This window comes from Pseudomonas sp. B1-22 (assembly GCF_050474425.1).
GTDB lineage: Bacteria > Pseudomonadota > Gammaproteobacteria > Pseudomonadales > Pseudomonadaceae > Pseudomonas.
This window is the reverse complement of sequence record NZ_JBCHVH010000006.1, coordinates 283,388-307,301: the sequence shown is the minus strand read 5'-3', so window position 1 is coordinate 307,301 and position 23,914 is coordinate 283,388. Positions and strand designations below refer to the sequence as shown.

Genomic DNA, 23,914 nt, shown 5'->3' with positions numbered 1-23,914 from the left:
CCGATTGCGCTCTTTTCGAAGTCGCGAGGCTTCGGCGTGGAATGCGCGGTTCTGCTGCACGCCGACACTGCCGGGGACTGGGCGGATGTCGTGGTGACCGGCAGGCGATGCTGGTCAAGTAGCCGCCCGAGCCCGGATGCTGATAGGGATAGGGCGATACCAGTGCCGCCAGCAGTTCGATGAGGCTGATGCCGCTGTAGGGCGTTTCCGGCGTGGCTGTAGTTGCCGCCCGTCACCCTGTCATTCCCGTTGCCCGGTATAGTGCGCGACTGGCGATTTCCCTTTGGTTTTCCGTAAGTGATGTGGGGCGTTGTATGCCGGATGTGATCGTGGTGGGTGGCGGGGTCGTCGGCCTGTTGTCGGCCTGGACCCTGGGGCAGGCCGGGGCCGAGGTGCTCCTGCTGGAGCGCGGCGAAACCGGGCGCGAGGCTTCCTGGGCCGGCGGCGGGATCGTCTCGCCGCTCTATCCCTGGCGCTACAGCCGGGCGGTGGCCAATCTGGCGCACTGGTCGCAGGACTTCTATCCGGGCCTTGGCCAGCGGCTTCTGGCGGACACCGGCGTGGACCCGGAAGTGCACGTGACCGGCCTGTACTGGCTGGATCTGGACGACCAGGACGAAGCACTGGCCTGGGCCCGTGCCCAGGGACGTCCGCTGTCGGAGGTGGATATCGCCGCCGTGCATGACGCCGTGCCCGCGCTGGGGCCGGGCTTCAATCGCGCGGTCTACATGTCCGGCGTCGCCAATGTGCGCAATCCGCGCCTGGCCCGGTCGCTGCGCGAAGCGCTGGTGCGGATGCCCAACGTTTCCGTACGCGAGCAGGTCGAGGTGACCGGTTTCCTCCAGACCGGGGAGCAGGTACAGGGTGTGCGCACTGTGCAGGGGGATTTCACGGCGGATTCGGTGGTGCTGGCGGCGGGGGCCTGGAGTGGCGAGCTGCTGGCGAAGTTGGGGCTGGAGCTGCCGGTCGAGCCGGTGAAGGGACAGATGATCCTGTACCGCTGCGCGCCTGATTTCCTCTCCAGTATGGTCCTGGCCGAGGGACGCTATGCGATTCCCCGGCGCGACGGCCACATCCTGGTAGGTAGTACCCTGGAACATGCGGGCTTCGACAAGACACCGTCCGCCGAAGCGCTGGCCAGCCTGTGCGCATCGGCGGAGGAGCTGCTCCCGGCGCTGGCGGAGCAGGAGCCGATCAAGCACTGGGCGGGCCTGCGTCCGGGCTCGCCGCAAGGCATTCCGTTCATTGGCGAGGTGCCGGGTCATCGCAGCCTGTGGCTGAACACCGGGCATTACCGCAACGGCCTGGTGCTGGCGCCGGCGTCCTGCCAGTTGTTGGCGGACCTGATGCAGCAGCGCCCGCCGATCATCGAAGCCGCGCCTTATGCACCGGAAGGGCGCCTGGTGGCAACGACGCTGGATTGATCCGTAGGAGCGGGCCACGCCCGCCAACCGCGGACAAAGTCCGCTCCTACGGGGAATGCACGATGTCGCTCTCGCAGGAGCGGACTCCGTCCGCGATCCTGCGACGAGTCTTTCTCAGTCGATCCCCAGCTTCTTCAGCCGATAGCGCATCGAGCGGAAGGTGAGGCCAAGGCGCTGCGCTGCCGCGGTGCGGTTCCAGCGGGTTTCTTCGAGGGCCTGCATGATCAGCTTGCGCTCGATGTCTTCAAGGTAGTCCTCGAGATTGTCGATCTGCGCCAGACTCGCCTGTCCGCCACTGTCGCCGCCCGAGCTGGTCTCGGCCAGGCGCAGGTCGTGCGGCTGGATCACATCGTTCTCGCACAGCGTGTAGGCGCGCTCGAGCATGTTCTCCAGTTCGCGAACGTTGCCGGGGAAGCGATAGCTCTTGAGCTTCTCCACGGCGTCCGGGCTGACGGTTGCCACGGGCAGACCGGCATCGCCGGCCAGGCGCTGGAGTACGCGTTCGGTGAGCAGCGGAATGTCCTCGCGGCGCTCGCGCAGCGGTGGCACGCGCAGCTCGATGACATTCAGCCGGTAGTAGAGGTCCTGGCGGAAGCGGCCGGCGGCAACTTCCGCCGCGAGGTCCTTGTGGGTCGCGCAGAGGATACGCACGTCCACCGCGTTTTCCTGTTGGCCGCCGACGGCGCGCACGGCCTTTTCCTGGATCGCGCGCAGCAGCTTGACCTGCATGGGCAGCGGCAGGTCGGCCACTTCGTCGAGGAACAGGGTGCCGCCGTTGGCGGCCTGGAACAGGCCCTGCTTGTCTTCCACGGCGCCGGTGAAGCTGCCTTTCTTGTGGCCGAAGAACTCGCTTTCCATCAGCTCGGAGGGAATCGCCCCGCAGTTCACCGGAACGAAGGCGATATTCGCGCGCGGACCCTGTTCATGAATCAGGCGCGCCACCAGCTCCTTGCCGCTGCCGGATTCGCCACTGATGTAGACCGGCGCCTGGCTGCGCGCCAGCTTGGCGATCTGGTTGCGCATCTGCCGCATGGGTGGCGAATCGCCCAGCAGGCGATTGTCCACCGGGGCCTCTTGCGCATCGGGGAAGCGCAGGCGCAGCGCCGTGGCGACCAGTTCACGCAGGCGCCCGAGGTCGACCGGCTTGGTCAGGAAGTCGAAGGCGCCGGCCTTGAGCGCCTGCACCGCGGTGTCCAGGCTGCCGAAGGCGGTGATCATTGCCACCGGCGTCTGCGGATGGCGCTGCTGGATGTAGTGCACCAGGTCCAGGCCGGTGCCGTCGGGCAGGCGCATGTCGGTGAGGCAGAAGTCGAACGGCTCGCGGGCCAGGAACTCGCGAGCTTCCTTGACGTTGCGGGCGCTGCGGGTATCCAGCTTCATGCGGCCGAGGGTGATCTCCAGCAGCTCGCGGATATCGGGTTCGTCATCGACGATCAGGGCTTTTTGACGGCTCATGCTCTTTGCGTGTTCTTAGCTTTGTTTGCGTGGATGGGCGAAGGTGATGCGGAAGCAACTGCCGCCTTCGTCACGCGTTTTATAGTCCAGGCGCGCCTGGTTGCTTTCACAGAGTTCCCGGGAAATGTACAGCCCGAGGCCTGTGCCCTTGCTTTCGGTGGTGAAGAACGGCTCGAACAGCTTCCCCCGCTGTTCGGGCGCGATGCCCTGGCCATCGTCGAGGACTTCCAGGGTCGGCAGGTCGGTTTCGCTGTCGCGGAACAGGCGCAGCCACACCTGGCCGGTTGCGTTCTTCTTGGCGCTGTACCGTAACCCATTCTGGACCAGGTTGGTCAGCACCTGCGTCAGCTGGTGGGGGTCCATGCGCGTCTGCACGGTGCCGGGCCCCGTTTCCACATGCAGTTGCTCGCCATTGCGCAGCCCTTCGTGCTGTTCGCCGGCGAAGCGGTGCAGCCAGTCTTTCAGGTCGAGCAGTTGCGGTTCGGCCTGGCGCCGGCGGGACAGCTGCAGCACATTCTCGATCACCAGGTTCATCCGCCGCGACTGATCCTGGATGATCTGTGTGAGTCGCCGGTCCGGCGGGTCGAGTTCTTCGGATTCCAGCAGCAGTTGCGCGGCGTGGCTGATGGCGCCCAGGGGATTGCGGATTTCGTGGGCAATGCCGGCGGTCAGGCGGCCGAGCGAGGCCAGCTTGAGCTGCTGCGCCTGCTGGGCGATCTGCGAGATGTCTTCGAGGAACATCAGGGTGTGCTGTTCGCTGCCGCGGTGCAGGGGAATGAAGGCGGGCTGCACGCTGGGGGCGGTGTCGTGTGGCTGCAGGCTGGGCGGGCGCAGGGCGGGGTTCTGTTGCCACAGCCGCAGGCTGTTCAGCAGCGCCGGGCTGTGCTCGGCCAGCGGCTGCCCGGTCAGTTCCTGACCACCGAGCAGGGTGGTGGCACTCTGGTTGGCCAGCAGCACGCGTTGCTGGTCGTCCAGCACCAGGATGCCGGTGCGCATGCGCTGGAGGATCAGGGCATTGAGCTCTTCGAGGTTGGCCACCGTGGTGGCGCGCTGCTCGGCGATGTTTTCGATGACCTGCTGGCGGCGTGCCAGTGCCTGGATCAGCAGCGCAGAGGCAAAGCACAGGGCTCCCAGGCTGCCGGCCTGTACGTAGTGGTTGAAGGCGATGGTCTGAGTGAGGCTCAGGTAGAACGTCAGGTAGATCAGGGCGATGGACGCCAGGGCGGCGATCAGCAGGCCTATCCGGCCACGCAGCAGGATGTTGGCGATGGCGACGGCGACCACCATCAGCGTGCCGATGCCGCTGGGAATACCGCCGGCGGCATAGAACAGCCCGCTGAGCATCAGTACATCCAGGGCCGCCAGGATGAACAGGGCCAGCAGTTGCCGGGGCGTTGGCATCAGGACGGCGATCAGGATGTTGACCACCAGGTAGGTCCAGCAGCCGAGGTGGAACAGCTCGGACTGGGCGGGCTTGAGGATTTCACCGTCAAGGTTGCTGGAAATCAGCAGTACCAGCACCAGGCCGATGGTCAGGCGGTACAGGTGATACAGGCGCAGGACGCGCCGTCCCTGCCCGGTGAGCGAAATGTCCTCAGTGGCCACGGTCTGCACGGTCCTGCTCGAGATGAGCACGGCTGCAGTACCAGTTGCTCTCGTCCTGCAGCGCATTGCCGCGCGGGACGTGCACCCCGCACTGGGCACAGCGCACCATGGGCACGGTCTGCTCCTCGCGGGGTTCCGGTGCGCTGGGGCGGGCAGGGCGGGTGGCCTTGCGCCACAGCCACCAGCCGAGTGCGAACAGTAGAATCCAGAACAGCAGGCGGGTCATGGCGTTCCCTTATTCCATAGAGAGCCGCAGTGTATCCAAGGCGTGCGGTCGCGCACAGAGACGTGGTCCGCGCCGACGGACGATCACCCACGAAAAAGGGAGGCCGAAGCCTCCCTTGTTCATCGCATCCGCGTTACTTAGTCGAAGATGCCGAAGGTCATGTAGCTGAACCAGGAGCGGTCGCTGCCGCCAGCGTTGCCTTCGGACTCGTGCTGTTCTTCCTGCACGTCCGACTGGTTCTCCGGCTTGAGCTCCGCCGGAATCTGCTGCTCGGCGTCTTCGTACTGCTTGATGACGTCCTTGCTCGCCTGGGTTTCCATGTGCGGCGGGGCGTCGTTGGTCTCGATCAGGCCCAGGGTCGCCTTGGCCAGCCAGGAGCGGTTGTCGGCCTCGTCTTCACGCGGAACGAACTGCCCGTCCTTCAGGCTCGGGTTGTCCGGGTAGTTCAGCTTCAGGGTTTCCAGGCTGGTGTCGGCCAGGTCGTTCATGCCCAGGCGCTGGTAGGCCTCGACCATGATCGCCAGGCCATCGCCGACGGCCGGGGTTTCCTGGAAGTTTTCCACCACGTAGCGGCCACGGTTGGCGGCGGCGACATAGGCCTGGCGCTTGAGGTAGTAGTGGCCGACGTGCACTTCGTAGGCGGCCAGCAGGTTGCGCAGGTAGATCATGCGCGCCTTGGCGTCCGGTGCGTAACGGCTGTTCGGGAAGCGGCTGACCAGCTGGGCGAACTCGTTGAAGGAGTCACGGGCAGCGCCCGGGTCGCGCTTGGTCATGTCCAGCGGCAGGAAGCGCGCCAGCAGGCCACGGTCCTGGTCGAAGGAGGCCAGGCCCTTGAGGTAGTAGGCGTAATCGACGTTGGGATGCTGCGGGTGCAGGCGGATGAAGCGCTCGGCGGCGGAACGCGCCGCTTCAGGCTCCATGTTCTTGTAGTTGGCGTAGATCAGTTCCAACTGGGCCTGTTCCGCATAGCGACCGAACGGATAGCGGGACTCCAGCGCCTTCAGCTTGGATACGGCGTTGGTGTAGCTCTTGGTGTCAAGATCGTGCTGTGCCTGCTGGTACAGCTGGCTTTCGCTCAGGTTCTCATCCACCTTGTCGCCCTTGGAAGAACAGGCGGTAACGAAGGCGAGGGTGGCGATCAGCAGCAGGTGTTTCACTTGCATGGCGGCTTGCGTCCCTGGACGGTCGGCTGTCGCGGCCGCAACCGTCTGTTATGATTGGCGCCCCAGGGGGTTACCCTGGGACAAAGGCCCCGTATTTAACCACAGCGTGCAGCCGAACCAAAAGGCCGCGCGCCCTTCGTGTCCCGCCATGTCCGATATCATCCAACTCGCGGCAGAAGTGCCGTTCGACCTCGGTGGTCAGCGTCTCGACCAGGTCGCCGCACAGCTCTTCTCCGATCATTCCCGCTCGCGCCTGGCCGGCTGGATCAAGGACGGTCGCCTGACCGTCGACGGCAGCGTGCTGCGCCCGCGTGACACCGTTCACGCCGGCTCGCGCCTGGAACTTCAGGTGGAGCTGGAAGCCCAGGGCGAGTGGAAGGCCCAGGACATCGAGCTGGACATCGTCTATGAAGATGACCACATCCTGGTCATCGACAAGCCGACCGGCCTGGTGGTTCACCCCGCCGCCGGCCATCAGGACGGCACCCTGCTCAACGCGCTGCTGCACCATGTGCCGCACCTGGCCAATGTGCCGCGCGCAGGCATCGTGCACCGCCTGGACAAGGACACCACCGGTCTGATGGTGGTGGCCAAGACCCTCGAAGCCCACACCAACCTGGTCGCGCAGCTGCAGGCCCGTACCGTCAGTCGGATCTACGAGGCCATCGTTACTGGCGTGATCGTCGCCGGCGGCACCGTCGATGCGCCGATCGGCCGTCACGGTGTACAGCGGCAGAAGATGGCCGTGGTGGATGCCGGCAAGGTCGCCGTCAGCCATTACCGTGTGCTCGATCGCTTCCGCGCCCACACGCACGTGCGGGTGAAGCTGGAAACCGGCCGAACCCACCAGATCCGCGTGCATATGACGCATATCGGCCATCCGCTGGTGGGCGACCCCACCTACGGCGGGCGTTTCCGCATTCCGCCGGGTGCCAGCCCGACCCTGATCGAGTCCCTGCGCGACTTCCCGCGCCAGGCCCTGCATGCGCGCTTCCTGGAGCTGGACCACCCGGCCACCAACGTGCGCATGAAGTGGGAGTCGCCGTTGCCGGATGACTTCACCTGGCTGCTGAGCCTGCTGCGGCAGGATAACGAGTCCTTCGTATGAACCCCTGGCTGACGCCCGACTGGCCTGCGCCGGCGAACGTCCGCGCCTGCGTGACCACGCGGGCTGGCGGCGTCAGCGCGGAACCTTTCGACAGCTTCAACCTGGGCGACCATGTTGGCGACGAGCCGGCGGCGGTCGCCGAGAACCGTCGGCGCCTGACCGCCGAGCTGGGTTGCCAGCCTGCCTGGCTGAGCCAGGTACATGGCATCGATGTGGTCGAAGCCGATCCGTCCGTCGTCGCCACCGCTGACGCCAGCTGGAGCAAGACGCCCGGCGTCGCCTGCACCATCATGACGGCTGACTGCCTGCCCGCCCTGTTCTGCGACCGCGCCGGTACCCGCGTTGCCGCTGCCCACGCCGGCTGGCGCGGGCTGGCCGGTGGCGTGCTGGAGGCAACCGTGGACGCCATGGGTGTTGCACCGGGCGAGCTGCTGGTCTGGCTTGGCCCGTCCATCGGCCCGCGGGCCTTCGAAGTCGGTCCGGAAGTGCGCGAAGCCTTCCTGGCGGATCACGCCGAGGCTGCGCGCGCGTTTGTACCCAGCGCCAATGCCGGCAAGTTCATGGCCGACATCTATGAGCTGGCGCGCATCCGCCTCGCCGCCAAGGGCGTGACGGCGGTCTACGGTGGCGGGCTGTGCACCTTCACCGATACCGAGCGCTTCTATTCCTACCGCCGCAGCTCCCGCACCGGCCGCCTGGCCAGCCTGGTCTGGCTGGCCTGACGCCTTATTCGTAGGAGCGGACTTCGTCCGCGATAGGTCCGCCTCGCGACAGAGGCTATCGCGGACAGAGTCCGCTCCTACGCTCATTTCGACAGCATCATCTGACGGGTGTCATGGCCAAATGGCTTGAACCGGCCAAAATCGTCCTTATCTATCTGGCATCCCGGCGGGCTTTGTCGTGACCAGGGGCACTCATCGCTCCGGCCCGCTATAGAGAAGGAAGGACGACCCCCATGCGAATCGACCGTTTGACCAGCAAGCTCCAGCTTGCCCTCTCCGATGCCCAGTCCCTGGCCGTTGGACATGACCACCCGGCCATCGAGCCGGTGCACCTGATCTCCGCCCTGCTGGAGCAGCAGGGTGGTTCGATCAAGCCCCTGCTGATGCAGGTCGGCTTCGATATCCCGGCCCTGCGTACGGCTCTCAATAAAGAGATGGACGCGCTGCCGAAAATCCAGAGCCCCACTGGCGACGTGAACCTGTCGCAGGACCTGGCGCGCCTGCTCAACCAGGCCGACCGTCTGGCCCAGCAGAAGGGCGACCAGTTCATCTCCAGCGAACTGGTGCTGCTCGCCGCCATGGACGACAGCACCAAGCTCGGCAAGCTGCTGGGCAGCCAGGGCGTGTCCAAGAAAGCCCTGGAAAACGCCGTGGCCAACCTGCGCGGCGGCGAAGCGGTCAATGACCCGAACGCCGAGGAGTCGCGCCAGGCGCTGGACAAGTACACCGTCGACATGACCAAGCGCGCCGAGGACGGCAAGCTCGACCCGGTGATCGGCCGTGACGACGAAATCCGCCGGACCATCCAGGTCCTGCAGCGCCGCACCAAGAACAACCCCGTGCTGATCGGCGAGCCCGGCGTGGGCAAGACCGCCATCGTTGAGGGCCTGGCCCAGCGTATCGTCAACGGCGAAGTACCCGACGGCCTGAAGGACAAGCGCCTGCTGGCGCTGGACATGGGCGCGCTGATCGCCGGCGCCAAGTTCCGCGGCGAGTTCGAGGAGCGCCTGAAAGCCGTCCTCAATGAACTGTCCAAGCAGGAAGGCCGGATCATCCTGTTCATCGACGAACTGCACACCATGGTTGGCGCCGGCAAGGCCGAGGGCGCCATGGATGCCGGCAACATGCTCAAGCCGGCCCTGGCCCGTGGCGAACTGCACTGCGTGGGTGCCACCACCCTGGACGAATACCGCCAGTACATCGAGAAGGACGCCGCCCTGGAGCGCCGCTTCCAGAAGGTGCTGGTGGACGAGCCGAGCGAGGAAGACACCATCGCCATCCTGCGTGGCCTGAAAGAGCGCTACGAGGTGCACCACGGTGTCACCATCACCGACGGCGCGATCATCGCCGCGGCCAAGCTCAGCCACCGCTACATCACCGACCGCCAGCTGCCGGACAAGGCCATCGACCTGATCGACGAAGCCGCCAGCCGCATCCGCATGGAGATCGACTCCAAGCCGGAGGAGCTTGATCGTCTGGATCGCCGCCTGATCCAGCTGAAGATCGAGCGCGAAGCGCTGAAGAAGGAAGACGACGAGGCCACCAAGAAGCGCCTCGCCAAGCTGGAAGAAGACATCGCCAAGCTCGAACGCGAGTACGCCGATCTGGAGGAAATCTGGAAATCGGAGAAAGCCGAAGTCCAGGGCTCCGCGCAGATCCAGCAGAAGATCGAGCAGGCCAAGCAGGAAATGGAAGCGGCCCGGCGCAAGGGCGACCTGGAAACCATGGCGCGCATCCAGTACCAGACCATTCCGGACCTGGAACGCAGTCTGCAGATGGTCGACCAGCACGGCAAGACCGAGAACCAGTTGCTGCGCAACAAGGTGACCGACGAGGAAATCGCCGAGGTCGTGTCCAAGTGGACTGGCATCCCGGTGTCCAAGATGCTCGAAGGCGAGCGCGAGAAGCTGCTGCGCATGGAAGAAGAGCTGCACAAGCGCGTCATTGGCCAGAACGAAGCCGTAGTGGCCGTGGCCAACGCCGTGCGCCGCTCCCGCGCGGGCCTCGCCGACCCGAATCGCCCGAGCGGCTCCTTCCTCTTCCTCGGCCCGACCGGGGTGGGCAAGACCGAGCTGTGCAAGGCCCTGGCCGAGTTCCTCTTCGACACCGAGGAAGCGCTGGTGCGCATCGACATGTCCGAGTTCATGGAGAAGCACTCCGTGGCTCGCCTGATCGGCGCGCCTCCGGGCTACGTCGGCTATGAAGAGGGTGGCTACCTGACCGAGGCCGTGCGTCGCAAGCCGTACTCCGTGGTACTGATGGACGAGGTGGAGAAAGCCCACCCGGATGTCTTCAACGTCCTGCTGCAGGTGCTCGAAGACGGCCGCCTGACCGACAGCCACGGGCGCACCGTGGACTTCCGCAACACCGTGATCGTGATGACCTCGAACCTCGGTTCGGCGCAGATCCAGGAGCTGGTCGGCGACCGTGAGGCCCAGCGTGCGGCGGTGATGGATGCCGTCAATGCGCACTTCCGGCCGGAGTTCATCAACCGGATCGACGAAGTGGTGGTCTTCGAACCGCTGGCCCGCGAGCAGATCGCCGGCATCGCCCAGATCCAGATGGGCCGCCTGCGCAAGCGCCTGGCGGAGCGCGAGCTGAGCCTGGAGCTGAGCAACGAGGCCATGGACAAGCTGATCGCGGTCGGCTTCGATCCGGTCTATGGTGCCCGCCCGCTCAAGCGTGCGATCCAGCGCTGGATCGAGAACCCGCTGGCGCAACTGATCCTGGCGGGCAAGTTCCTGCCGGGCGCGAAGATCCACGCCAAGGTGGAGAACGACGAGATCGTCTTCTCCTGATCCACAGGTCCATGAAAAAGCCCCGCATTGCGGGGCTTTTTCATGTCTGTATTCAGGAGCTGTTCGCGAGCAAGCTCGCTCCTACGAACGGTGACTTGTCGCTTCCCTGAAACCGGGGCGTAGGGGCTGACCTGTAGGAGCGAGCTTGCTCGCGAACCTTCCAGCGTCGGCTCAGCGGTTTTCGCGGGCCTCGGCCAGCAGGCTGAGCAGGCGCTCCAGCACCTCGGCCTGGTCCTCGGCGATGTCGATGATGTGGAAACCCGCCCAGCCCAGTTGCCCGTCGTTGCCGCCACGGCTCCACAGGCAGTCGGCGCCCAGCTGGATCTCCCCGATCCCATCCAGCGGCGGCTGCGGGATCAGCCGGCAGGCCCAGACCGAATCGACGTTCGGTACGTCCACGCCGCAGAGCATGAAACCCTCGCTGGACAGGTCGGCGAGACGTCCGAGGCTGCGCCCGGAGTGGCGGTCGAAGACCTCCACGGTCAGCCCGGTCTGGTGCCGGTCGTGCTGGCGACGCTCGCTCATCGAGTGCTCCTCAGTTCTGTGCCGGGGGGCGCCCGGTGATGCGTTGCAGGACCCGGTAGACCGTATTCAGCGCGCGATCCATCAGGGGAATGGTGTAATCCGTCGGGGCCAGGCGAACCTTGCCCGCCTCCATGTCCCGCGCCAACTGCACTAACGGTTTGACGGCGACGCGCTGCCCGGTGTGATCGACGAACATATAGTTGCGCGTGGTCGGGCTGAACCACGACAGCTTGAGCCGGCGGACCGGCGTGACATCGCTGAATTCGAACCAGGTGCCGAACTCCACCTGCGCCAGTTCCTTGATCAATTCGCGCGCGCGCTCGGACAGCGGCTCGCCGGCGTTGCGGTCGAGGTTGTGGACTTCCGCGCCGAGCATGACGCCCAGAGGGCTTTCCGGCAGATCCTGCTTGAACTGCGCTGCGACCTGCGGCTGCTGGGACTGGATCGCGTACTGGCAGGCGACCAGATCCTGCAGCAGGCGATGGATGCCATCCTCATGGTAGCCACCGAGCAGCTCCAGCCCCTTGCGCAGCTCGTCCAGCATGCCCAGGCGCAGCGCCTGCAGATGCTCGCGCCCCGCCTCATCCAGCGGGGTGACGCTCCAGGCCAGTTGCTCTCCCACCTTGCAGGCGCGCTTCCACTCGTCGCTGTGTTCGCCAGCGCGCAGTGAAATGAAGGTCAGCGCGTCGCACCAGCTCAATTCGAGGAAGTTGCGCACCAGCGGCGGCAGGTCGCGGCCCCCGGTGATCGAGGCAATGGCTGCCAGTGCCTGCTCGCGCGCAGCCAGCAGGCGGTCGCGGCCGCGCGCCGCCTCCATGGCGCGGCGTTCGCGCAGCTCCACCTTCTGCCGCAGGTTGGCAACGAATTCATTGAACTCGCCGAGCAGCGCATCGAACAGGCCGAGGTCGCCGACGAAGTCCTGGATCACGCGCTCCACGACCCAGTGCATCTTTGCCAGCAGGCTGCGCTCCTCATCTTCCCCGCCATAGATCACCCCGGCCTGGGCCATGGCGTTGAGCAGCTTGCGCGCCGGATGGTGGTGCTGGGTAAACAATTGCTTGTCCTGCAGGGCGACCTTCAGATAAGGCGTGTGCAGGTGGGAGAGGGTGGTCTTGCAACTGTCGGGCAGGTTTTCGTCGTCGAGGATGAAGTCGAAGACCATGCCCACCAGGTCGATGACATCGGCTTCCTGATCGGTCAGGCGGGTCGTACCGGGACGTTCGGCGCCAGCCTCCAGCTCGCGCTGCAGATCAGCCTTCAGGGCGTCCACCGGCTGTGGCTGGCGCATGCGCTGGGCCAGTTCCTGGGCCGACTCGCGCTGCAGACGATTCAGCGCTTCGAGCAGCTCGCTGGCGCTGTAGGTCGTGGTGGCGGCCTCGGTGGGAGGGCCGAAGCTGACGATGCTGTGGCTGTTGCCGAACAGCGTTGCCTTGTTGCCGCGTCGGCGGAGCTCGGCCAGCAGGACCGCAAGGCCGCCGAACAACGCGGTGCGGTCGCTGGGCGGGAGCTCCGGCAGGTCGCTGGCCTTGTAATGGTGAGGCTGCAAGGGCGCGGCGCCGTCGGGGGCCGCGTCGCCCTGCTCGGGCGGGGTGGGGCGTGGTTTCGGGGCGGGGGGCTTTTCGGGCGCCTGGTACTTGAGGTTCGGCAGGATGCCGGCGTCGATCAGGCGCTGGTTGAGCTGATCGTAGAGCGGTGCCAGGTGCTGCATCACCTGTTGATCGAACAGCACATAAAGGATGGTTTTGACGCGCAGGGGAAAGGCGGCCTGCGCCAGTGTCTCGCTGTAGGCCCGGGCGATGGCCTGGGGACCGAAGGGATTGCGGTCCTCGCCGATCCTGCTGCCGTTGTTGAGCAGCGCCAGGCGCTGGCCCAGCGCGAACAGAGGCTGAACGCACTGCGCCTTCACCTGGTTCACCATATTGATGATGAGCAGGGTCTCTTCATATTCATCGTGTTCGATCAGCGTCAGCCGATCAGCGTCCAGCTCGTCATAGGGGTTGTCCGCCGGCAACTTGCCTTCGAGGAAATCGCTCAGCCCCTGTGCGATCCGCTGGTGGTAGAAGCGCTCCAGCGCCGGCCGCTCCTTGCGGATATGCCGCATGGCGTCGAAGAACAGAGCCTGGACCTGATTGTTCTCGGCCTTCTCGGCGCATTCGAACAGTGTGTCGTCGATCTGGGAAAAGACGTTGCCGAGCAATTCGGCCAGGCGGTTCATCGCCATTTGCCGACAGGCTTGCATCAACTCGCCGAACCGCGGCTGGATGACGCGATTGGCGATCGACGAGGGTGGAGGGGTGTCCTTGGTGCTCATGCTCTTCCTGTCCGTGACCGGCCCGTTACACCCGTGGTGATCACACCTGTTATTCATGCAGATATAGCAATGCGCCTGCCTCCATGCAAAGCAGAGAAAAACTTTTTGGATCAGAGTGTTGACAGCCGTTTCGATATACGTAAAATGGCGCGCCTCTGATACGGGATTCCGGTGAAGCCGGAAGATCAGTAGAGGAGATTGGAAGGCTCGTCGTTCCGCGATAGCTCAGTCGGTAGAGCAAATGACTGTTAATCATTGGGTCCCTGGTTCGAGTCCAGGTCGCGGAGCCAACTTCCAAGCGGGGTATAGCGCAGTCCGGTAGCGCGCCTGCTTTGGGAGCAGGATGTCGGGAGTTCGAATCTCTCTACCCCGACCAAAATTTGGGTCGTTAGCTCAGTCGGTAGAGCAGTTGGCTTTTAACCAATTGGTCGTAGGTTCGAATCCTACACGACCCACCATATTTGGCACCTTCGGGAGCCACAAAAAAGCCCGCTGGCCTCAATGAGGCAGCGGGCTTTTTCTTTGCCCGCAACAATCCTGATCCTCCCTCATTCTTCGCCGTAGTCCAAGTGCTTGAAGTGCCCCCGTTTCTGCCTGCAGATCCTGGCACGACCGTCACGATTTGAACCACTTTACCGCTTGCAAATGCTGCTATGCGTCGATGTGTCGCAGCGTGCGCAGGGTGGGCTCCCGGGTTTCGAAAAGACTCTTGATCGGCATCATGGCAAGCGTTTTGCCCGACGCTTCAACGGTCTTTTCGAGGGCTTCGTCGAGCCGCTGAAAGTCGCATGCTTCATGGATCTGACACATTTTCATGGGAGGAGCGAGTGAGGGCTTGAAAGGCCGAAAATCACCTGCGCAATGCAGGTGAATTGTTCGTTTTCTGAGCAATTCGGGCTGAGACTGTTTCTCAGACTGAGAAAATATCTTGTTAAAAATGAAAGGCCGGGGCCTTGAAAGGCATTTCTGAAATGCTTTGTAATACGCGCCGTCCATTTCCTACCCCCAAATCGCTGAGTCGCACTGACGTAGATCATGGCCAGTGCTCACCCTTCGGTGCAGCGGCATAACAACAGGGGGCTGCCATCGGTGGGCTCCTGTCATAAGACGAGTCGGGCAATCCGCTCGTGCATCCGGTGTGCGACGCGCGTGCTCTAACGAGCCGCCAGTCCAGACACCACACGCTGAATAATCACGGAACGAATCAGCTGACGAAATCGGTTTCGCATCGCGAAGACCGGGCGACTTCCCTTTGCCCGGAATCCTTGCGGCCGCGTTCGTGAACCCATGACAGCCCTGGCAGGCGGCTTGGAAAAGTCGCGGGTAACGAGTCGTCGAGCGTGTGTGGCGAAGGCTCATGGGCGGTGAAGCGATTTTCATCCACTAAGGCCGCAAGATGAAAAAAGAGCAGTACACAGGAATTTTGAAGAGACTTGCGTGGCTGCCGATGCTGATGCTCGGTGGTTGCAACATGGCGCTGTTCGACCCGAAAGGGCAGGTCGGCGCCGACGAGAAGTCCCTGATCATCACGGCAACCCTGCTGATGCTGATCGTGGTGGTGCCGGTCATCCTGATGACCTTCGCGTTCGCCTGGAAATACCGGGCTTCGAACACCAAGGCCACCTACATGCCGGACTGGTCCCACTCGACCAAGATCGAGCTGGTGGTATGGCTGGTTCCCTGCCTGATCATCGCCGCGCTCGGCTGGATCACCTGGGAGAGCACCCACAAGCTGGACCCGTATCGTCCGCTGGACTCCGAGGTCAAGCCGGTGACCATCCAGGCCATCTCGCTGGACTGGAAGTGGCTGTTCATCTACCCGGAACAGGGTATCGCCACCGTCAACGAAATCGCTTTCCCGAAAGACACCCCGGTGAACTTCCAGATCACCTCGGATTCGGTGATGAACTCCTTCTTCATTCCGCAACTGGGTAGCCAGATCTACTCCATGGCCGGAATGATGACCAAGCTGCACCTGATCGCCAACGAAGAAGGCGTGTTCGACGGCATCTCCGCGAACTACAGCGGCGGCGGCTTCTCGGGCATGAAGTTCAAGGCCATCTCCACCTCCGAGCAGGGCTTCCAGGAGTGGGTTGCGAAGGTCAAGGCCTCGCCGCAGACCCTCAACCTGGATCAGTACCCGGAGCTGGTGAAGCCGACCGAAAACGTCCCCGCGACCTACTTCTCCACCGTCAGCCCCGAGCTGTTCTCCAGCGTGCTGAACAAGTGGGAACACGCCGGCCACGAGATGGCCAAGGCCCACAAGCTCAAAGAAGAGCAGGCCAACGGCGAGCACGGCGACGCTGCCCATGACGAGACCGCCATGGCGGGCCACGACATGAGCAACATGCCGGGCATGCAAATGAATCCGAGCCAGGAGTAAGCACAGATGTTCGGGAAACTGACTCTGTCGGCCGTGCCGTATCACGAGCCGATCATCGTCATCACGCTGGCCGTCGTCGCCCTGTTGGGCCTCGGCGTGTTCGGCGCGATCACCTACTACCGCAAGTGGACCTACCTGTGGACCGAGTGGCTGACGTCCATCGACCACAAGAAGATCGGCGTGATGTACATCATCGTCGCCCTGGTCATGCTGCTGCGCGGCTTCGCCGACGCCATCATGATGCGCGGCCAGCTCGCGCTGGCTGAAGGCGCCAACCACGGCTACCTGCCGCCGGAACACTACGACCAGATCTTCACCGCCCACGGCGTGATCATGATCATCTTCATGGCCATGCCCTTCATGACCGGCCTGATGAACCTGGCCGTGCCGCTGCAGATCGGCGCGCGCGACGTGGCGTTCCCCTTCCTGAACTCGCTGAGCTTCTGGCTGCTGGTCGTCAGCGCCATGCTGGTGAACGTCTCGCTGGGCCTGGGCGAATTCGCCCGTACCGGCTGGGTCGCCTACCCGCCGCTGTCCGAGCTGGCCTACAGCCCGGGCGTGGGTGTGGACTACTACATCTGGGCGCTACAGATATCGGGTATGGGTACCTTGCTCACGGGTATCAACTTCCTGGTGACCGTGTTCAAGATGCGTACCCCCGGCATGAAGCTGATGCAGATGCCGATCTTCACCTGGACCTGCACCTTCGCCAACATCCTGATCGTTGCGTCGTTCCCGATCCTGACCGCGGCCCTGGGCCTGCTGTCGCTGGACCGTTACTTCGACATGCACTTCTTCACCAACGAGCTGGGCGGCAACGCCATGATGTACATCAACCTCTTCTGGGCCTGGGGCCATCCTGAGGTGTACATCCTGATCCTGCCGGCCTTCGGTATCTTCTCCGAAGTCACCGCGACCTTCGCCGGCAAGCGCATGTTCGGCTACACCTCGATGGTGTGGGCGAGCGCCGCGATCACCTTCCTCGGCTTCACCGTGTGGCTGCACCACTTCTTCACCATGGGTTCGGGCGGCGACGTCAACGGCTTCTTCGGCGTTGCGACCATGCTGATCTCCATCCCGACCGGGGTGAAGCTGTTCAACTGGCTGTTCACCATCTACCGTGGCCGCCTGCGCTTCAACACCCCGATCCTGTGGACCCTGGGCTTCATCGTCACCTTCACCATCGGTGGCATGACCGGCGTTCTGCTGGCCATTCCGGGTGCTGACTACCTGCTGCACAACAGCCTGTTCCTGATCGCTCACTTCCACAACACCATCATCGGTGGTGCGGTGTTCGGCTACCTGGCCGGCTTTGTCTTCTGGTTCCCGAAAGCCTTCGGCTTCACCCTGGACGAGAAGTGGGGCAAGCGTTCCTTCTGGTGCTGGCTGGTCGGCTTCTACATGGCCTTCATGCCGCTGTACATCCTCGGCTTCATGGGCATGACCCGTCGCCTGAACCACTACGACAACCCGATGTGGAAGCCGTACCTGGTGGTTGCGTTCTTCGGTGCCGTGCTGATCTTCCTGGGCATCGCCTGCCAGCTGATCCAGCTGTTCGTCTCGATCAAGAACCGCAAGGCCCTGGCCGACGTGACCGGCGACCCGTGGGGCGGCCGTACCCTGGAGTGGTCCACTTCCTCGCCGCCGCCGTACTACAACTTCGCCGAGCTGCCGCACGTGAACGACATCGACGCGTTCCACGACATGAAGCAGACCGGTACCGCGTACCGCCGCCTGCCGGCCTATGCCCCGATCCACATGCCGAAGAACACCGCCGCTGGTTTCTCCATCGCGCTGTTCGCCTTCATCTTCGGCTTCGCCGCCATCTGGCACATCTGGTGGCTGGTGGGTGTCGGCTTCGTCGGCATGATCGCCTCGGTCATCGTGCGCAGCTACGTCACCGACCTGGACTACTACGTCCAGCCGGATGAGATCGAGCGCATCGAAAACGCCAACTTCCAGAAACTCGCCACTGCGCAGGTATAAGCGATGTCTACGGCAGTACTGAATCAACACCTGGTCGATACGCACGAAGCGGCGCATGACCACGATCACGCCCACGACAGCGGCGGCATGGCGGTATTCGGCTTCTGGCTGTACCTGATGACCGACTGCATCCTGTTCGCGAGCGTCTTCGCCACCTACGCCGTGCTGGTCAACCACACGGCCGGCGGCCCGAGCGGCAAGGACATCTTCGAACTGCCCTACGTGGCCGTCGAAACCGCGATCCTGCTGATCTCCTCCTGCACCTACGGCCTGGCCATGCTGGCCGCGCACAAGGGCGCCAAGGGCAAGGCCATCGCCTGGCTGGGCGTGACCTTCCTCTGCGGCGCCGCGTTCATCGGTATGGAACTCAATGAGTTCCATCACCTGATCGTCGAAGGCTTCGGCCCGAGCCGCAGCGCCTTCCTGTCGTCCTTCTTCACCCTGGTCGGCATGCACGGCCTGCACGTATCCGCAGGCCTGCTGTGGATGCTGGTGCTGATGGCGCAGATCGGCACCCGTGGCCTGACCGCGCAGAACAACACCCGCATGATGTGCCTGAGCCTGTTCTGGCACTTCCTGGACATCGTCTGGATCTGCGTCTTCACCGTCGTCTACCTGATGGGGGCTCTGTAATGACCGCTGCTGCACATCATCACGGCTCCCACGGCGCCGGCCACGACAACCATGGCGCCGGTCACGGCAGCCTGGGTTCGTACGCCATCGGCTTCGTGCTCTCGGTGATCCTGACCGCGATCCCGTTCTACATGGTCATCGACGGTGGCTTCTCGCGTCACGCCACCCTGCTGACCATGGTGATCCTGGGTCTGGTCCAAGTCGTCGTGCACCTGATCTGCTTCCTGCACATGAACTTCAGCTCCGAAGGCCGCTGGAACGTCATGGCATTCATCTTCACCGCCATCATCATCCTGCTGGTGGTCGGTCTGTCGCTGTGGATCATCTACACCGCAGACACCCTGATGATGCCGATGCCCTGAGGGCCGATGCCGTGAAATTCAAGCGTTATCTGCTGGTCGCCAAGCCGGGCATCATCTTCGGCAACCTGATCGCGGTGGCGGGGGGATACTTCCTCGCCGCCCGCGGCAGCGTTGACCCGATGCTGCTGCTGGCTACCGTGATCGGCCTGTCTCTGGTCGTTGCCAGTGGTTGTGTGTTCAACAACTGCATCGACCGCGACATCGACCGCTTCATGGAGCGTACCCGCAGCCGTGTCACCGTGACCGGGCAGATCTCGCTCACGGCGGCCCTGGCCCATGGCCTGGTGCTGGGCGTGGCGGGCTTCGGCCTGCTGGCGTGGAAGACCAACGTGCAGGCGACCCTGCTCGCCGCATTCGGCTTCTTCGTCTACGTCGTGCTCTACAGCCTTTGGCTCAAGCGCAGCTCGGTCTATGGCACGCTGGTCGGCAGTCTCTCCGGAGCCATGCCGCCGGTGGTGGGCTACTGCGCCGCCAGCGGTCAGTTCGACATGGGCGCGGCGGTGCTGCTGCTGATCTTCTGCCTCTGGCAGATGCCGCACAGCTATGCCATCGCGATCTTCCGCCTGAACGACTACCGCGCCGCCGGGATTCCCGTGCTGCCGGTGGAGCGGGGCATCGAAGCGACCAAGAAGCAGATCCTCTACTACGTGCTGGCTTTCGGCCTGGCGACCTTGCTGCTGACCGTCACCGGCTTCGCCGGCTACGGTTACCTCGTGGTGGCGCTGGCCGTCAGCGCATGGTGGCTGTTCATCGCGGTGAAAGGCTTCAGTGCCGAGGACGACCGCCGCTGGGCCCGCCAACTGTTCGCCTTCTCCATCATCGCGATCAGCGTGCTGAGCCTGATGATGTCCATCGACTTCCAGGCCATCCCGGCCCAGTCGATGCTGGCGGCGCTGTAAGGCTGCCTGGTTGCAACGAAAAAAACCGCCCTTCGGGGCGGTTTTTTTGTGCCCGGTGTTTGTCCTGGCACCGCTGCATTTGTAGGAGCGCGCCATGCGCGCGAATCGCGGGCATGGCCCGCTCCTACAGGATGACGCCAACCCATCCCACAGGAGCGGACCTTGTCCGCGATGGCCGTATGAACGGCCATCGGTGTTCCCAGGTGGAACGGGGCAAATCGGTGTTGGATTTCGCGGATAAGATCCGCTCCTGCAGGTGAGGCACCGTGTTCGCCTCGCGCGTAGGAGCGGACTCCGTCCGCGATCGCTATCCGATCAATGCAGCTTCAAGCGCGGCTCGGTACTGCGCCCGATGCGGTCCGCGATCATCAGCAGCGCCGTGCGGAACGGTCCGTACAACGCCATCTGGTGCATGCGGTACAGCGACACGTAGAACATCCGCGCCAGCCAGCCTTCCAGCTTCACGCTGCCCATCAGGTTACCCATCAGGTTGCCCACCGCGCTGAAGCGCGACAGCGAGATCAGCGAGCCGTAGTCGGTGTAGCGGTACTCCGGCAGCGGCTTGCCCTCCAGGCGCGCCACCAGCCCCTTGGCCAGCAGCGAAGCCTGCTGGTGCGCCGCCTGGGCGCGCGGCGGCACCATGCGCTCGCTGCCATCGCCCATCGGGCAGGCGGCGCAGTCGCCGAAGGCGAAGATGTTGTCGTCGCGCGTGGTCTGCAGGGTCGAGCGGACTACCAGCTGATTGATACGGTTGGTCTCCAGTCCGTCGATTTCCTTGAGCAGGCTCGGCGCACGAATACCCGCCGCCCAGACCTTCAGGCTCGCCGGAATGAACTCGCCGATCGCGGTGCGCAGACCATCCGCTGTCACCTCCTGCACGGCAGAGCCGGTGAGCACACGCACGCCGAGTTTCTCCAGCGTCTGGTGCACCGGGCGGCTGATGCGCTCGGGCAGCGCCGGCAGCACACGCGGGCCGGCTTCGATCAGGGTGATGCGCATGTTCTGCGGCTGGATACCGGTCAGACCATAGGCCGCCAGCTCCTGTGCGGCGTGGTGCAACTCGGCCGACAGCTCGACCCCGGTGGCCCCGGCGCCAACGATGGCGACGCTGATCTGGTCATCCTTGTCCTGCCCAGCGTGGGCGCGCAGGTAGTGGGTCAGCAGCAGCTTGTGGAAGCGCTCGGCCTGCTCGCGGGTATCCAGGAAGATGCAGTGGTCCGCGGCGCCCTGGGTACCGAAGTCATTGGTGGTGCTGCCGATGGCCAGGACCAGACTGTCGTACTCCAGGCTGCGTGCCGGCACCAGCTCCGCGCCTTGCTCGTCGAGCGTGGCGGCGAGCTGGATGCGCTTGCCGGCGCGGTCCAGCCCAATAAGGCGGCCGAGCTGGAATTCGAAGTGGTTCCATTTCGCCTGGGCGACGTAGTTCAGCTCATCCTCGGAAGAGTTGAGCGAGCCGGCGGCGACTTCGTGCAGCAGGGGTTTCCAGATGTGGGTGAGGTTGGCGTCGACGAGCGTAATGCGCGCCTTGCCCTTTTTACCCAGGGTGCGGCCGAGACGGGTCGCGAGCTCCAGCCCGCCGGCGCCGCCGCCGACGATCACGATACGATGGGACATGTTGCATTCTCATAGCTTAAGGAATCCTGTATCGGCCCGTGGCGGCACGGCGCTCACGCAAGGTAGGCCAGGAGGCGGCTCAGCAGGCCCAGGCCGATGACCACAGCGAGCAAGGCTCCCATCATCAGCCAGGGTTTGAACGGCGCGCGTTCGACCTGGTGGACGGGAGAGCTGAGGTACTGATCGACCTTCTGCTGGTCTTCGGGGCTCAAGCGACTGGGCATGGGCGGCCTCCGTTTGTAATGCCGAGCATTCTAGTAGGGCGCGGGCAGGCCCTCAACGTGCAAAGGGCGAGTGGGCGTGCCTTCAGAGGCCCACGCCCATGTCGAACAGCACGGTGCGGCCGAGGCTGCCGCGCAGGAAGTCCGGCGCATCGGTGTGGGCGAACAGCACGCGGGCGAAGGTGGGGCCGACGATGGACAGCGAGCGCCAGCCCTGGCGCAGGTATTCCGTTGGGGGCGGAAAAGGGGTGTTGAAGTCCGCCGTCTCGCGCTTGAGGCTGACGAAGGCGAGCAGGTCCAGGTCGCGCAGGTCGATGCCGCGTTCGCTGTAGTTGTGCGCCTTCTTGCGCAGCGTCGGCGCGAGGCGCGCCTGCAGGTCCGCGCAGGGAATCCGTCGCGGGCGCTGCTCGCGGCGGATCAGCTGGTTGATGCTCTGGGCCATGCGCCGGCGCAGTAGCTCCTCCTTCCATTCCTCGTTGAGCCGGCGGCCCTGGTCGAGCACGAAGAACACCTCGAAGCTGGCATCGCGAAACAGCACGTCCGGGGGCTGCTGCGCCGGCGCGATGAAGTCTTCCTGGCGGTAGGGAACCTTCAGCGCCTGCAGCAGGCGCTGGCAGGCCCAGCATTCCCGCTCCCACTTGCGGCCGTTGGAGAGGAAGTCGTTGGCTTGTTCCGCCTGGCGGGTCAGCAGGCGCAGGTAGTCGGACTCATTCATGCCTTCAGCATAGTTGCTGCGCAACGCCCGGGCGTTGCTGAATCGACAGGGCGGCGGAAGGGATGCGCGGTGTAGACTGTCGCGAGCCCTGACACCGAGGTCGCGATGCTGCTGCGCACTGCCGTTCCCGACGATCACGCCGCCCTGCGCGCCCTGTGGCAGCGCACTCCAGGCATCCAGTTGCGCCGTGATGACGACTACGAGCCTTTCACCGCCTACCTGCGGCGCAATCCCGGCCTGAGCCTGGTACTGGAGGATGGCGGCCAGGTCATCGGCAGCCTGCTCGCCGGGCATGACGGACGCCGGGGCTATCTGCAGCATCTGGTCGTCGATGAGGCTTTCCGTGGGCGAGGGTTGGCGCGGGCGCTGCTCGACGAGGCGCTGGCCCGGCTGGCGCGCGAGGGGATCGGCAAGTCCCATGTCTTCGTGCTCCGCGATGCCCCCGAGGCTCTGGCATTCTGGGAGGCCCAGTCCGGGTGGGGGCGGCGTGAGGATCTACAGGTTTATTCCGTGGGAGGTTGAGCGTGAAACGATTGCTGAGCGGACTGCTGCTCCTGCTGCTCTCGGGCATGGTGCTTGCGCAGGACGCCGGACTGGCAAGCGGCTGGACCTTGCTGGACCAGTTCGACAAGCCCTACACGGCCAACGCCGAGCTGCGGGTGGTGCTGATCGCCCGTGACATGGCCGGCAGCAAGCTGGTCAAGGCCGCACTCGAAGGCCGTCCCGCCGGCTACCTCGAGGCCCGGCATGCGGTGTTCGTCGCGGACATCAGCCGCATGCCGGCGCCGATTTCGGCGATGTTCGCCGTGCCCGCCATGCGCGACTACAGCTACCGCGTGCTGCTCGACCGCGACGCGCGCATCGCCAACCGCTTCGGCGCCCAGCCGGAGGGCGTTACCTGGCTGCAACTGGAGCAGGGCAGGGTGGTCGACACCCGCCGTTTCGATAAGGCCGAGGCGCTGCGTCAGGCCCTGGAGCGCGGTACACCGTGATTGCCGCACAGCTGCTGTCCGAAGAGACCCTGGAACTGGGCTGGGCGGTCTATCTGCCCATGGTGGCCTGGGCCGCCTGGCGGGCACCCTGGCTGGAGCTGATCAGCGACTTCCGCCGCCAGCACCTGGTGTTCGGCACCATGCTCGGGCTGTTCCTGCTCTGGCTGGTGCGCCGGGATTTCGCTTCGGGGGTGTCCTTCCACTTCATCGGCATGACCGCCGTGACCCTGCTGCTGGACTGGCCGCTGGCGATCATCGTCGGGCTGGTGGGGCAGATCGGCCTGTGCGTGATCGGCCGGCAGGACTGGGTCGCCATCGGCATCAACGGCATCCTGCTGGTGCTGATTCCGGTGCTGATCACCGAGCTTGCGGCCATCTTCGTCGAGCGCCGGCAGCCACGGAACCTGTTCGTCTACATCTTCTGCTCGGGGTTCTTTCCCGCCGCGCTGGCGGCCCTGTGCAGCCTGATGCTCGGCCTGGGGCTGCTATGGATGGACGGCCTCTTCCCCATGCCGCCGTGGATCGAGGACTTCATCGGCTACCTGTGGCTGATCATGTTCCCGGAAGCCTTCATCAACGGCACCATTGTCACCGGGCTGGTGGTGTTCTATCCGGACTGGCTGGAGACCTTCAATCGCACGCGCTACCTGCAGGCGCCCTGGAAGGATGACGATGAGTCGCGCTGATGTTCGAACATCGGCCAGGCGCATCGCCTCCGTCGGTTGATCCAGGTCAGTTCGGAACGGTCCTACGATCGGGGAAGCTTGGCCCC

At 64.5% G+C, this 23,914-nt stretch carries 21 protein-coding genes and 3 tRNA genes; 15 read left to right on the top strand and 9 right to left on the bottom strand.

The genetic code is table 11. The features are described 5' to 3' along the window. Window positions 1-314 precede the first annotated feature (314 nt). Window positions 315-1,424: a glycine oxidase ThiO gene (thiO, locus tag ACQ5BL_RS23410; protein WP_243805312.1), complete on the top strand. Its 1,110-nt coding sequence runs from the start codon at window positions 315-317 to the stop codon at window positions 1,422-1,424. Window positions 1,425-1,538: 114 nt separating this feature from the next. Here the strand turns inward: thiO and ACQ5BL_RS23405 are convergent, their stop codons facing one another. From ACQ5BL_RS23405 to ACQ5BL_RS23390, 4 genes are all read right to left on the bottom strand, one after another. Continuing rightward, entirely contained in the window at window positions 1,539-2,879 is a 1,341-nt protein-coding gene (locus ACQ5BL_RS23405) for a sigma-54-dependent transcriptional regulator (protein ID WP_207887877.1), read from the bottom strand. A 15-nt stretch (window positions 2,880-2,894) separates the two neighbouring features. Further along, window positions 2,895-4,484: a sensor histidine kinase gene (locus tag ACQ5BL_RS23400; RefSeq protein WP_243805313.1), complete on the bottom strand. Its 1,590-nt coding sequence runs from the start codon at window positions 4,482-4,484 to the stop codon at window positions 2,895-2,897. Continuing rightward, a complete protein-coding gene (locus ACQ5BL_RS23395; protein WP_243805314.1) occupies window positions 4,474-4,710 on the bottom strand; it encodes a PP0621 family protein in 237 nt (78 codons plus the stop codon). Before ACQ5BL_RS23395 ends, ACQ5BL_RS23400 begins: the two co-directional genes overlap by 11 nt. A 137-nt stretch (window positions 4,711-4,847) precedes the next feature. Continuing rightward, complete coding sequence (locus tag ACQ5BL_RS23390) at window positions 4,848-5,873, bottom strand: outer membrane protein assembly factor BamD (RefSeq protein WP_243805315.1); 1,026 nt, start codon at window positions 5,871-5,873, stop codon at window positions 4,848-4,850. Window positions 5,874-6,021: 148 nt separating this feature from the next. Between ACQ5BL_RS23390 and rluD the strand changes: the two genes are divergently transcribed. From rluD to clpB, 3 genes are all read left to right on the top strand, one after another. After that, window positions 6,022-6,981 carry a 23S rRNA pseudouridine(1911/1915/1917) synthase RluD gene (rluD, locus tag ACQ5BL_RS23385; protein WP_243805316.1) on the top strand — a complete coding sequence of 320 codons (960 nt, stop codon included), beginning with the start codon at window positions 6,022-6,024 and terminating at the stop codon, window positions 6,979-6,981. Beyond that, on the top strand, window positions 6,978-7,703 hold the full coding sequence (gene pgeF, locus ACQ5BL_RS23380) for a peptidoglycan editing factor PgeF (RefSeq protein ID WP_243805317.1): 726 nt from the start codon (window positions 6,978-6,980) through the stop codon (window positions 7,701-7,703). Before rluD ends, pgeF begins: the two co-directional genes overlap by 4 nt. 233 nt (window positions 7,704-7,936) lie before the next feature. Further along, window positions 7,937-10,501 (top strand): ATP-dependent chaperone ClpB, encoded by a 2,565-nt coding sequence (gene clpB / locus ACQ5BL_RS23375; protein WP_243805318.1) that lies wholly within the window; start codon window positions 7,937-7,939, stop codon window positions 10,499-10,501. Window positions 10,502-10,672: 171 nt separating this feature from the next. Here the strand turns inward: clpB and ACQ5BL_RS23370 are convergent, their stop codons facing one another. Continuing rightward, window positions 10,673-11,026 carry a PilZ domain-containing protein gene (locus ACQ5BL_RS23370; protein ID WP_243805319.1) on the bottom strand — a complete coding sequence of 118 codons (354 nt, stop codon included), beginning with the start codon at window positions 11,024-11,026 and terminating at the stop codon, window positions 10,673-10,675. Window positions 11,027-11,036: 10 nt separating this feature from the next. Further along, window positions 11,037-13,337 carry a DUF1631 domain-containing protein gene (locus ACQ5BL_RS23365; protein WP_243805320.1) on the bottom strand — a complete coding sequence of 767 codons (2,301 nt, stop codon included), beginning with the start codon at window positions 13,335-13,337 and terminating at the stop codon, window positions 11,037-11,039. Window positions 13,338-13,551: 214 nt separating this feature from the next. Between ACQ5BL_RS23365 and ACQ5BL_RS23360 the strand changes: the two genes are divergently transcribed. From ACQ5BL_RS23360 to cyoE, 8 genes are all read left to right on the top strand, one after another. Beyond that, window positions 13,552-13,627, top strand: a tRNA-Asn gene (locus tag ACQ5BL_RS23360). A 9-nt stretch (window positions 13,628-13,636) separates the two neighbouring features. Continuing rightward, window positions 13,637-13,713 (top strand) — tRNA-Pro (locus ACQ5BL_RS23355). Between the two features lie 6 nt (window positions 13,714-13,719). Further along, window positions 13,720-13,795 (top strand) — tRNA-Lys (locus ACQ5BL_RS23350). A gap of 938 nt (window positions 13,796-14,733) precedes the next feature. Continuing rightward, window positions 14,734-15,720 (top strand): ubiquinol oxidase subunit II, encoded by a 987-nt coding sequence (gene cyoA / locus ACQ5BL_RS23345; RefSeq protein ID WP_243805321.1) that lies wholly within the window; start codon window positions 14,734-14,736, stop codon window positions 15,718-15,720. Window positions 15,721-15,726: 6 nt separating this feature from the next. After that, window positions 15,727-17,706, top strand: a complete 1,980-nt coding sequence (gene cyoB, locus ACQ5BL_RS23340; RefSeq protein ID WP_243805322.1) for a cytochrome o ubiquinol oxidase subunit I — start codon at window positions 15,727-15,729, stop codon at window positions 17,704-17,706. Window positions 17,707-17,709: 3 nt separating this feature from the next. Next, on the top strand, window positions 17,710-18,339 hold the full coding sequence (cyoC, locus tag ACQ5BL_RS23335) for a cytochrome o ubiquinol oxidase subunit III (RefSeq protein ID WP_243805323.1): 630 nt from the start codon (window positions 17,710-17,712) through the stop codon (window positions 18,337-18,339). Next, entirely contained in the window at window positions 18,339-18,701 is a 363-nt protein-coding gene (gene cyoD / locus ACQ5BL_RS23330; RefSeq protein WP_243805324.1) for a cytochrome o ubiquinol oxidase subunit IV, read from the top strand. The genes cyoC and cyoD overlap by 1 nt, the downstream gene beginning before the upstream one ends. 11 nt (window positions 18,702-18,712) lie before the next feature. Next, window positions 18,713-19,600 carry a heme o synthase gene (gene cyoE / locus ACQ5BL_RS23325; RefSeq protein WP_243805325.1) on the top strand — a complete coding sequence of 296 codons (888 nt, stop codon included), beginning with the start codon at window positions 18,713-18,715 and terminating at the stop codon, window positions 19,598-19,600. 315 nt (window positions 19,601-19,915) lie between these two features. Here cyoE and ACQ5BL_RS23320 read toward each other — a convergent pair whose 3' ends face one another. From ACQ5BL_RS23320 to ACQ5BL_RS23310, 3 genes are all read right to left on the bottom strand, one after another. Then, window positions 19,916-21,214, bottom strand: coding sequence for an NAD(P)/FAD-dependent oxidoreductase (locus ACQ5BL_RS23320; protein WP_430293296.1), 1,299 nt, complete (start codon window positions 21,212-21,214; stop codon window positions 19,916-19,918). Window positions 21,215-21,267: 53 nt separating this feature from the next. Next, on the bottom strand, window positions 21,268-21,438 hold the full coding sequence (locus tag ACQ5BL_RS23315) for a DUF3094 domain-containing protein (RefSeq protein ID WP_152220482.1): 171 nt from the start codon (window positions 21,436-21,438) through the stop codon (window positions 21,268-21,270). Between the two features lie 82 nt (window positions 21,439-21,520). After that, window positions 21,521-22,150 carry a DUF1780 domain-containing protein gene (locus ACQ5BL_RS23310; RefSeq protein WP_207883463.1) on the bottom strand — a complete coding sequence of 210 codons (630 nt, stop codon included), beginning with the start codon at window positions 22,148-22,150 and terminating at the stop codon, window positions 21,521-21,523. 105 nt (window positions 22,151-22,255) lie between these two features. Between ACQ5BL_RS23310 and ACQ5BL_RS23305 the strand changes: the two genes are divergently transcribed. Genes ACQ5BL_RS23305 through ACQ5BL_RS23295 form a run of 3 tightly spaced genes read left to right on the top strand, consistent with a single transcriptional unit; the run spans window position 22,256 to window position 23,828 of the window. Next, complete coding sequence (locus tag ACQ5BL_RS23305; RefSeq protein WP_430293295.1) at window positions 22,256-22,672, top strand: GNAT family N-acetyltransferase; 417 nt, start codon at window positions 22,256-22,258, stop codon at window positions 22,670-22,672. Between the two features lie 2 nt (window positions 22,673-22,674). Beyond that, window positions 22,675-23,142 (top strand): FAD/FMN-containing dehydrogenase, encoded by a 468-nt coding sequence (locus ACQ5BL_RS23300; RefSeq protein ID WP_430293294.1) that lies wholly within the window; start codon window positions 22,675-22,677, stop codon window positions 23,140-23,142. Further along, entirely contained in the window at window positions 23,139-23,828 is a 690-nt protein-coding gene (locus tag ACQ5BL_RS23295; protein ID WP_207883470.1) for an energy-coupling factor ABC transporter permease, read from the top strand. The genes ACQ5BL_RS23300 and ACQ5BL_RS23295 overlap by 4 nt, the downstream gene beginning before the upstream one ends. Window positions 23,829-23,914: the final 86 nt, after the last annotated feature.

What these genes read in the sequence shown, in the direction of transcription:
- thiO (WP_243805312.1), top strand. Translation starts at nt 315, where the DNA reads ATGCCGGATGTGATCGTGGTGGGTGGCGGGGTCGTCGGCCTGTTGTCG.
- ACQ5BL_RS23405 (WP_207887877.1), bottom strand. Translation starts at nt 2,879, where the DNA reads ATGAGCCGTCAAAAAGCCCTGATCGTCGATGACGAACCCGATATCCGC.
- ACQ5BL_RS23395 (WP_243805314.1), bottom strand. Translation starts at nt 4,710, where the DNA reads ATGACCCGCCTGCTGTTCTGGATTCTACTGTTCGCACTCGGCTGGTGG.
- ACQ5BL_RS23390 (WP_243805315.1), bottom strand. Translation starts at nt 5,873, where the DNA reads ATGCAAGTGAAACACCTGCTGCTGATCGCCACCCTCGCCTTCGTTACC.
- rluD (WP_243805316.1), top strand. Translation starts at nt 6,022, where the DNA reads ATGTCCGATATCATCCAACTCGCGGCAGAAGTGCCGTTCGACCTCGGT.
- pgeF (WP_243805317.1), top strand. Translation starts at nt 6,978, where the DNA reads ATGAACCCCTGGCTGACGCCCGACTGGCCTGCGCCGGCGAACGTCCGC.
- clpB (WP_243805318.1), top strand. Translation starts at nt 7,937, where the DNA reads ATGCGAATCGACCGTTTGACCAGCAAGCTCCAGCTTGCCCTCTCCGAT.
- ACQ5BL_RS23370 (WP_243805319.1), bottom strand. Translation starts at nt 11,026, where the DNA reads ATGAGCGAGCGTCGCCAGCACGACCGGCACCAGACCGGGCTGACCGTG.
- ACQ5BL_RS23365 (WP_243805320.1), bottom strand. Translation starts at nt 13,337, where the DNA reads ATGAGCACCAAGGACACCCCTCCACCCTCGTCGATCGCCAATCGCGTC.
- cyoA (WP_243805321.1), top strand. Translation starts at nt 14,734, where the DNA reads ATGAAAAAAGAGCAGTACACAGGAATTTTGAAGAGACTTGCGTGGCTG.
- cyoB (WP_243805322.1), top strand. Translation starts at nt 15,727, where the DNA reads ATGTTCGGGAAACTGACTCTGTCGGCCGTGCCGTATCACGAGCCGATC.
- cyoC (WP_243805323.1), top strand. Translation starts at nt 17,710, where the DNA reads ATGTCTACGGCAGTACTGAATCAACACCTGGTCGATACGCACGAAGCG.
- cyoD (WP_243805324.1), top strand. Translation starts at nt 18,339, where the DNA reads ATGACCGCTGCTGCACATCATCACGGCTCCCACGGCGCCGGCCACGAC.
- ACQ5BL_RS23320 (WP_430293296.1), bottom strand. Translation starts at nt 21,214, where the DNA reads ATGTCCCATCGTATCGTGATCGTCGGCGGCGGCGCCGGCGGGCTGGAG.
- ACQ5BL_RS23315 (WP_152220482.1), bottom strand. Translation starts at nt 21,438, where the DNA reads ATGCCCAGTCGCTTGAGCCCCGAAGACCAGCAGAAGGTCGATCAGTAC.
- ACQ5BL_RS23310 (WP_207883463.1), bottom strand. Translation starts at nt 22,150, where the DNA reads ATGAATGAGTCCGACTACCTGCGCCTGCTGACCCGCCAGGCGGAACAA.
- ACQ5BL_RS23305 (WP_430293295.1), top strand. Translation starts at nt 22,256, where the DNA reads ATGCTGCTGCGCACTGCCGTTCCCGACGATCACGCCGCCCTGCGCGCC.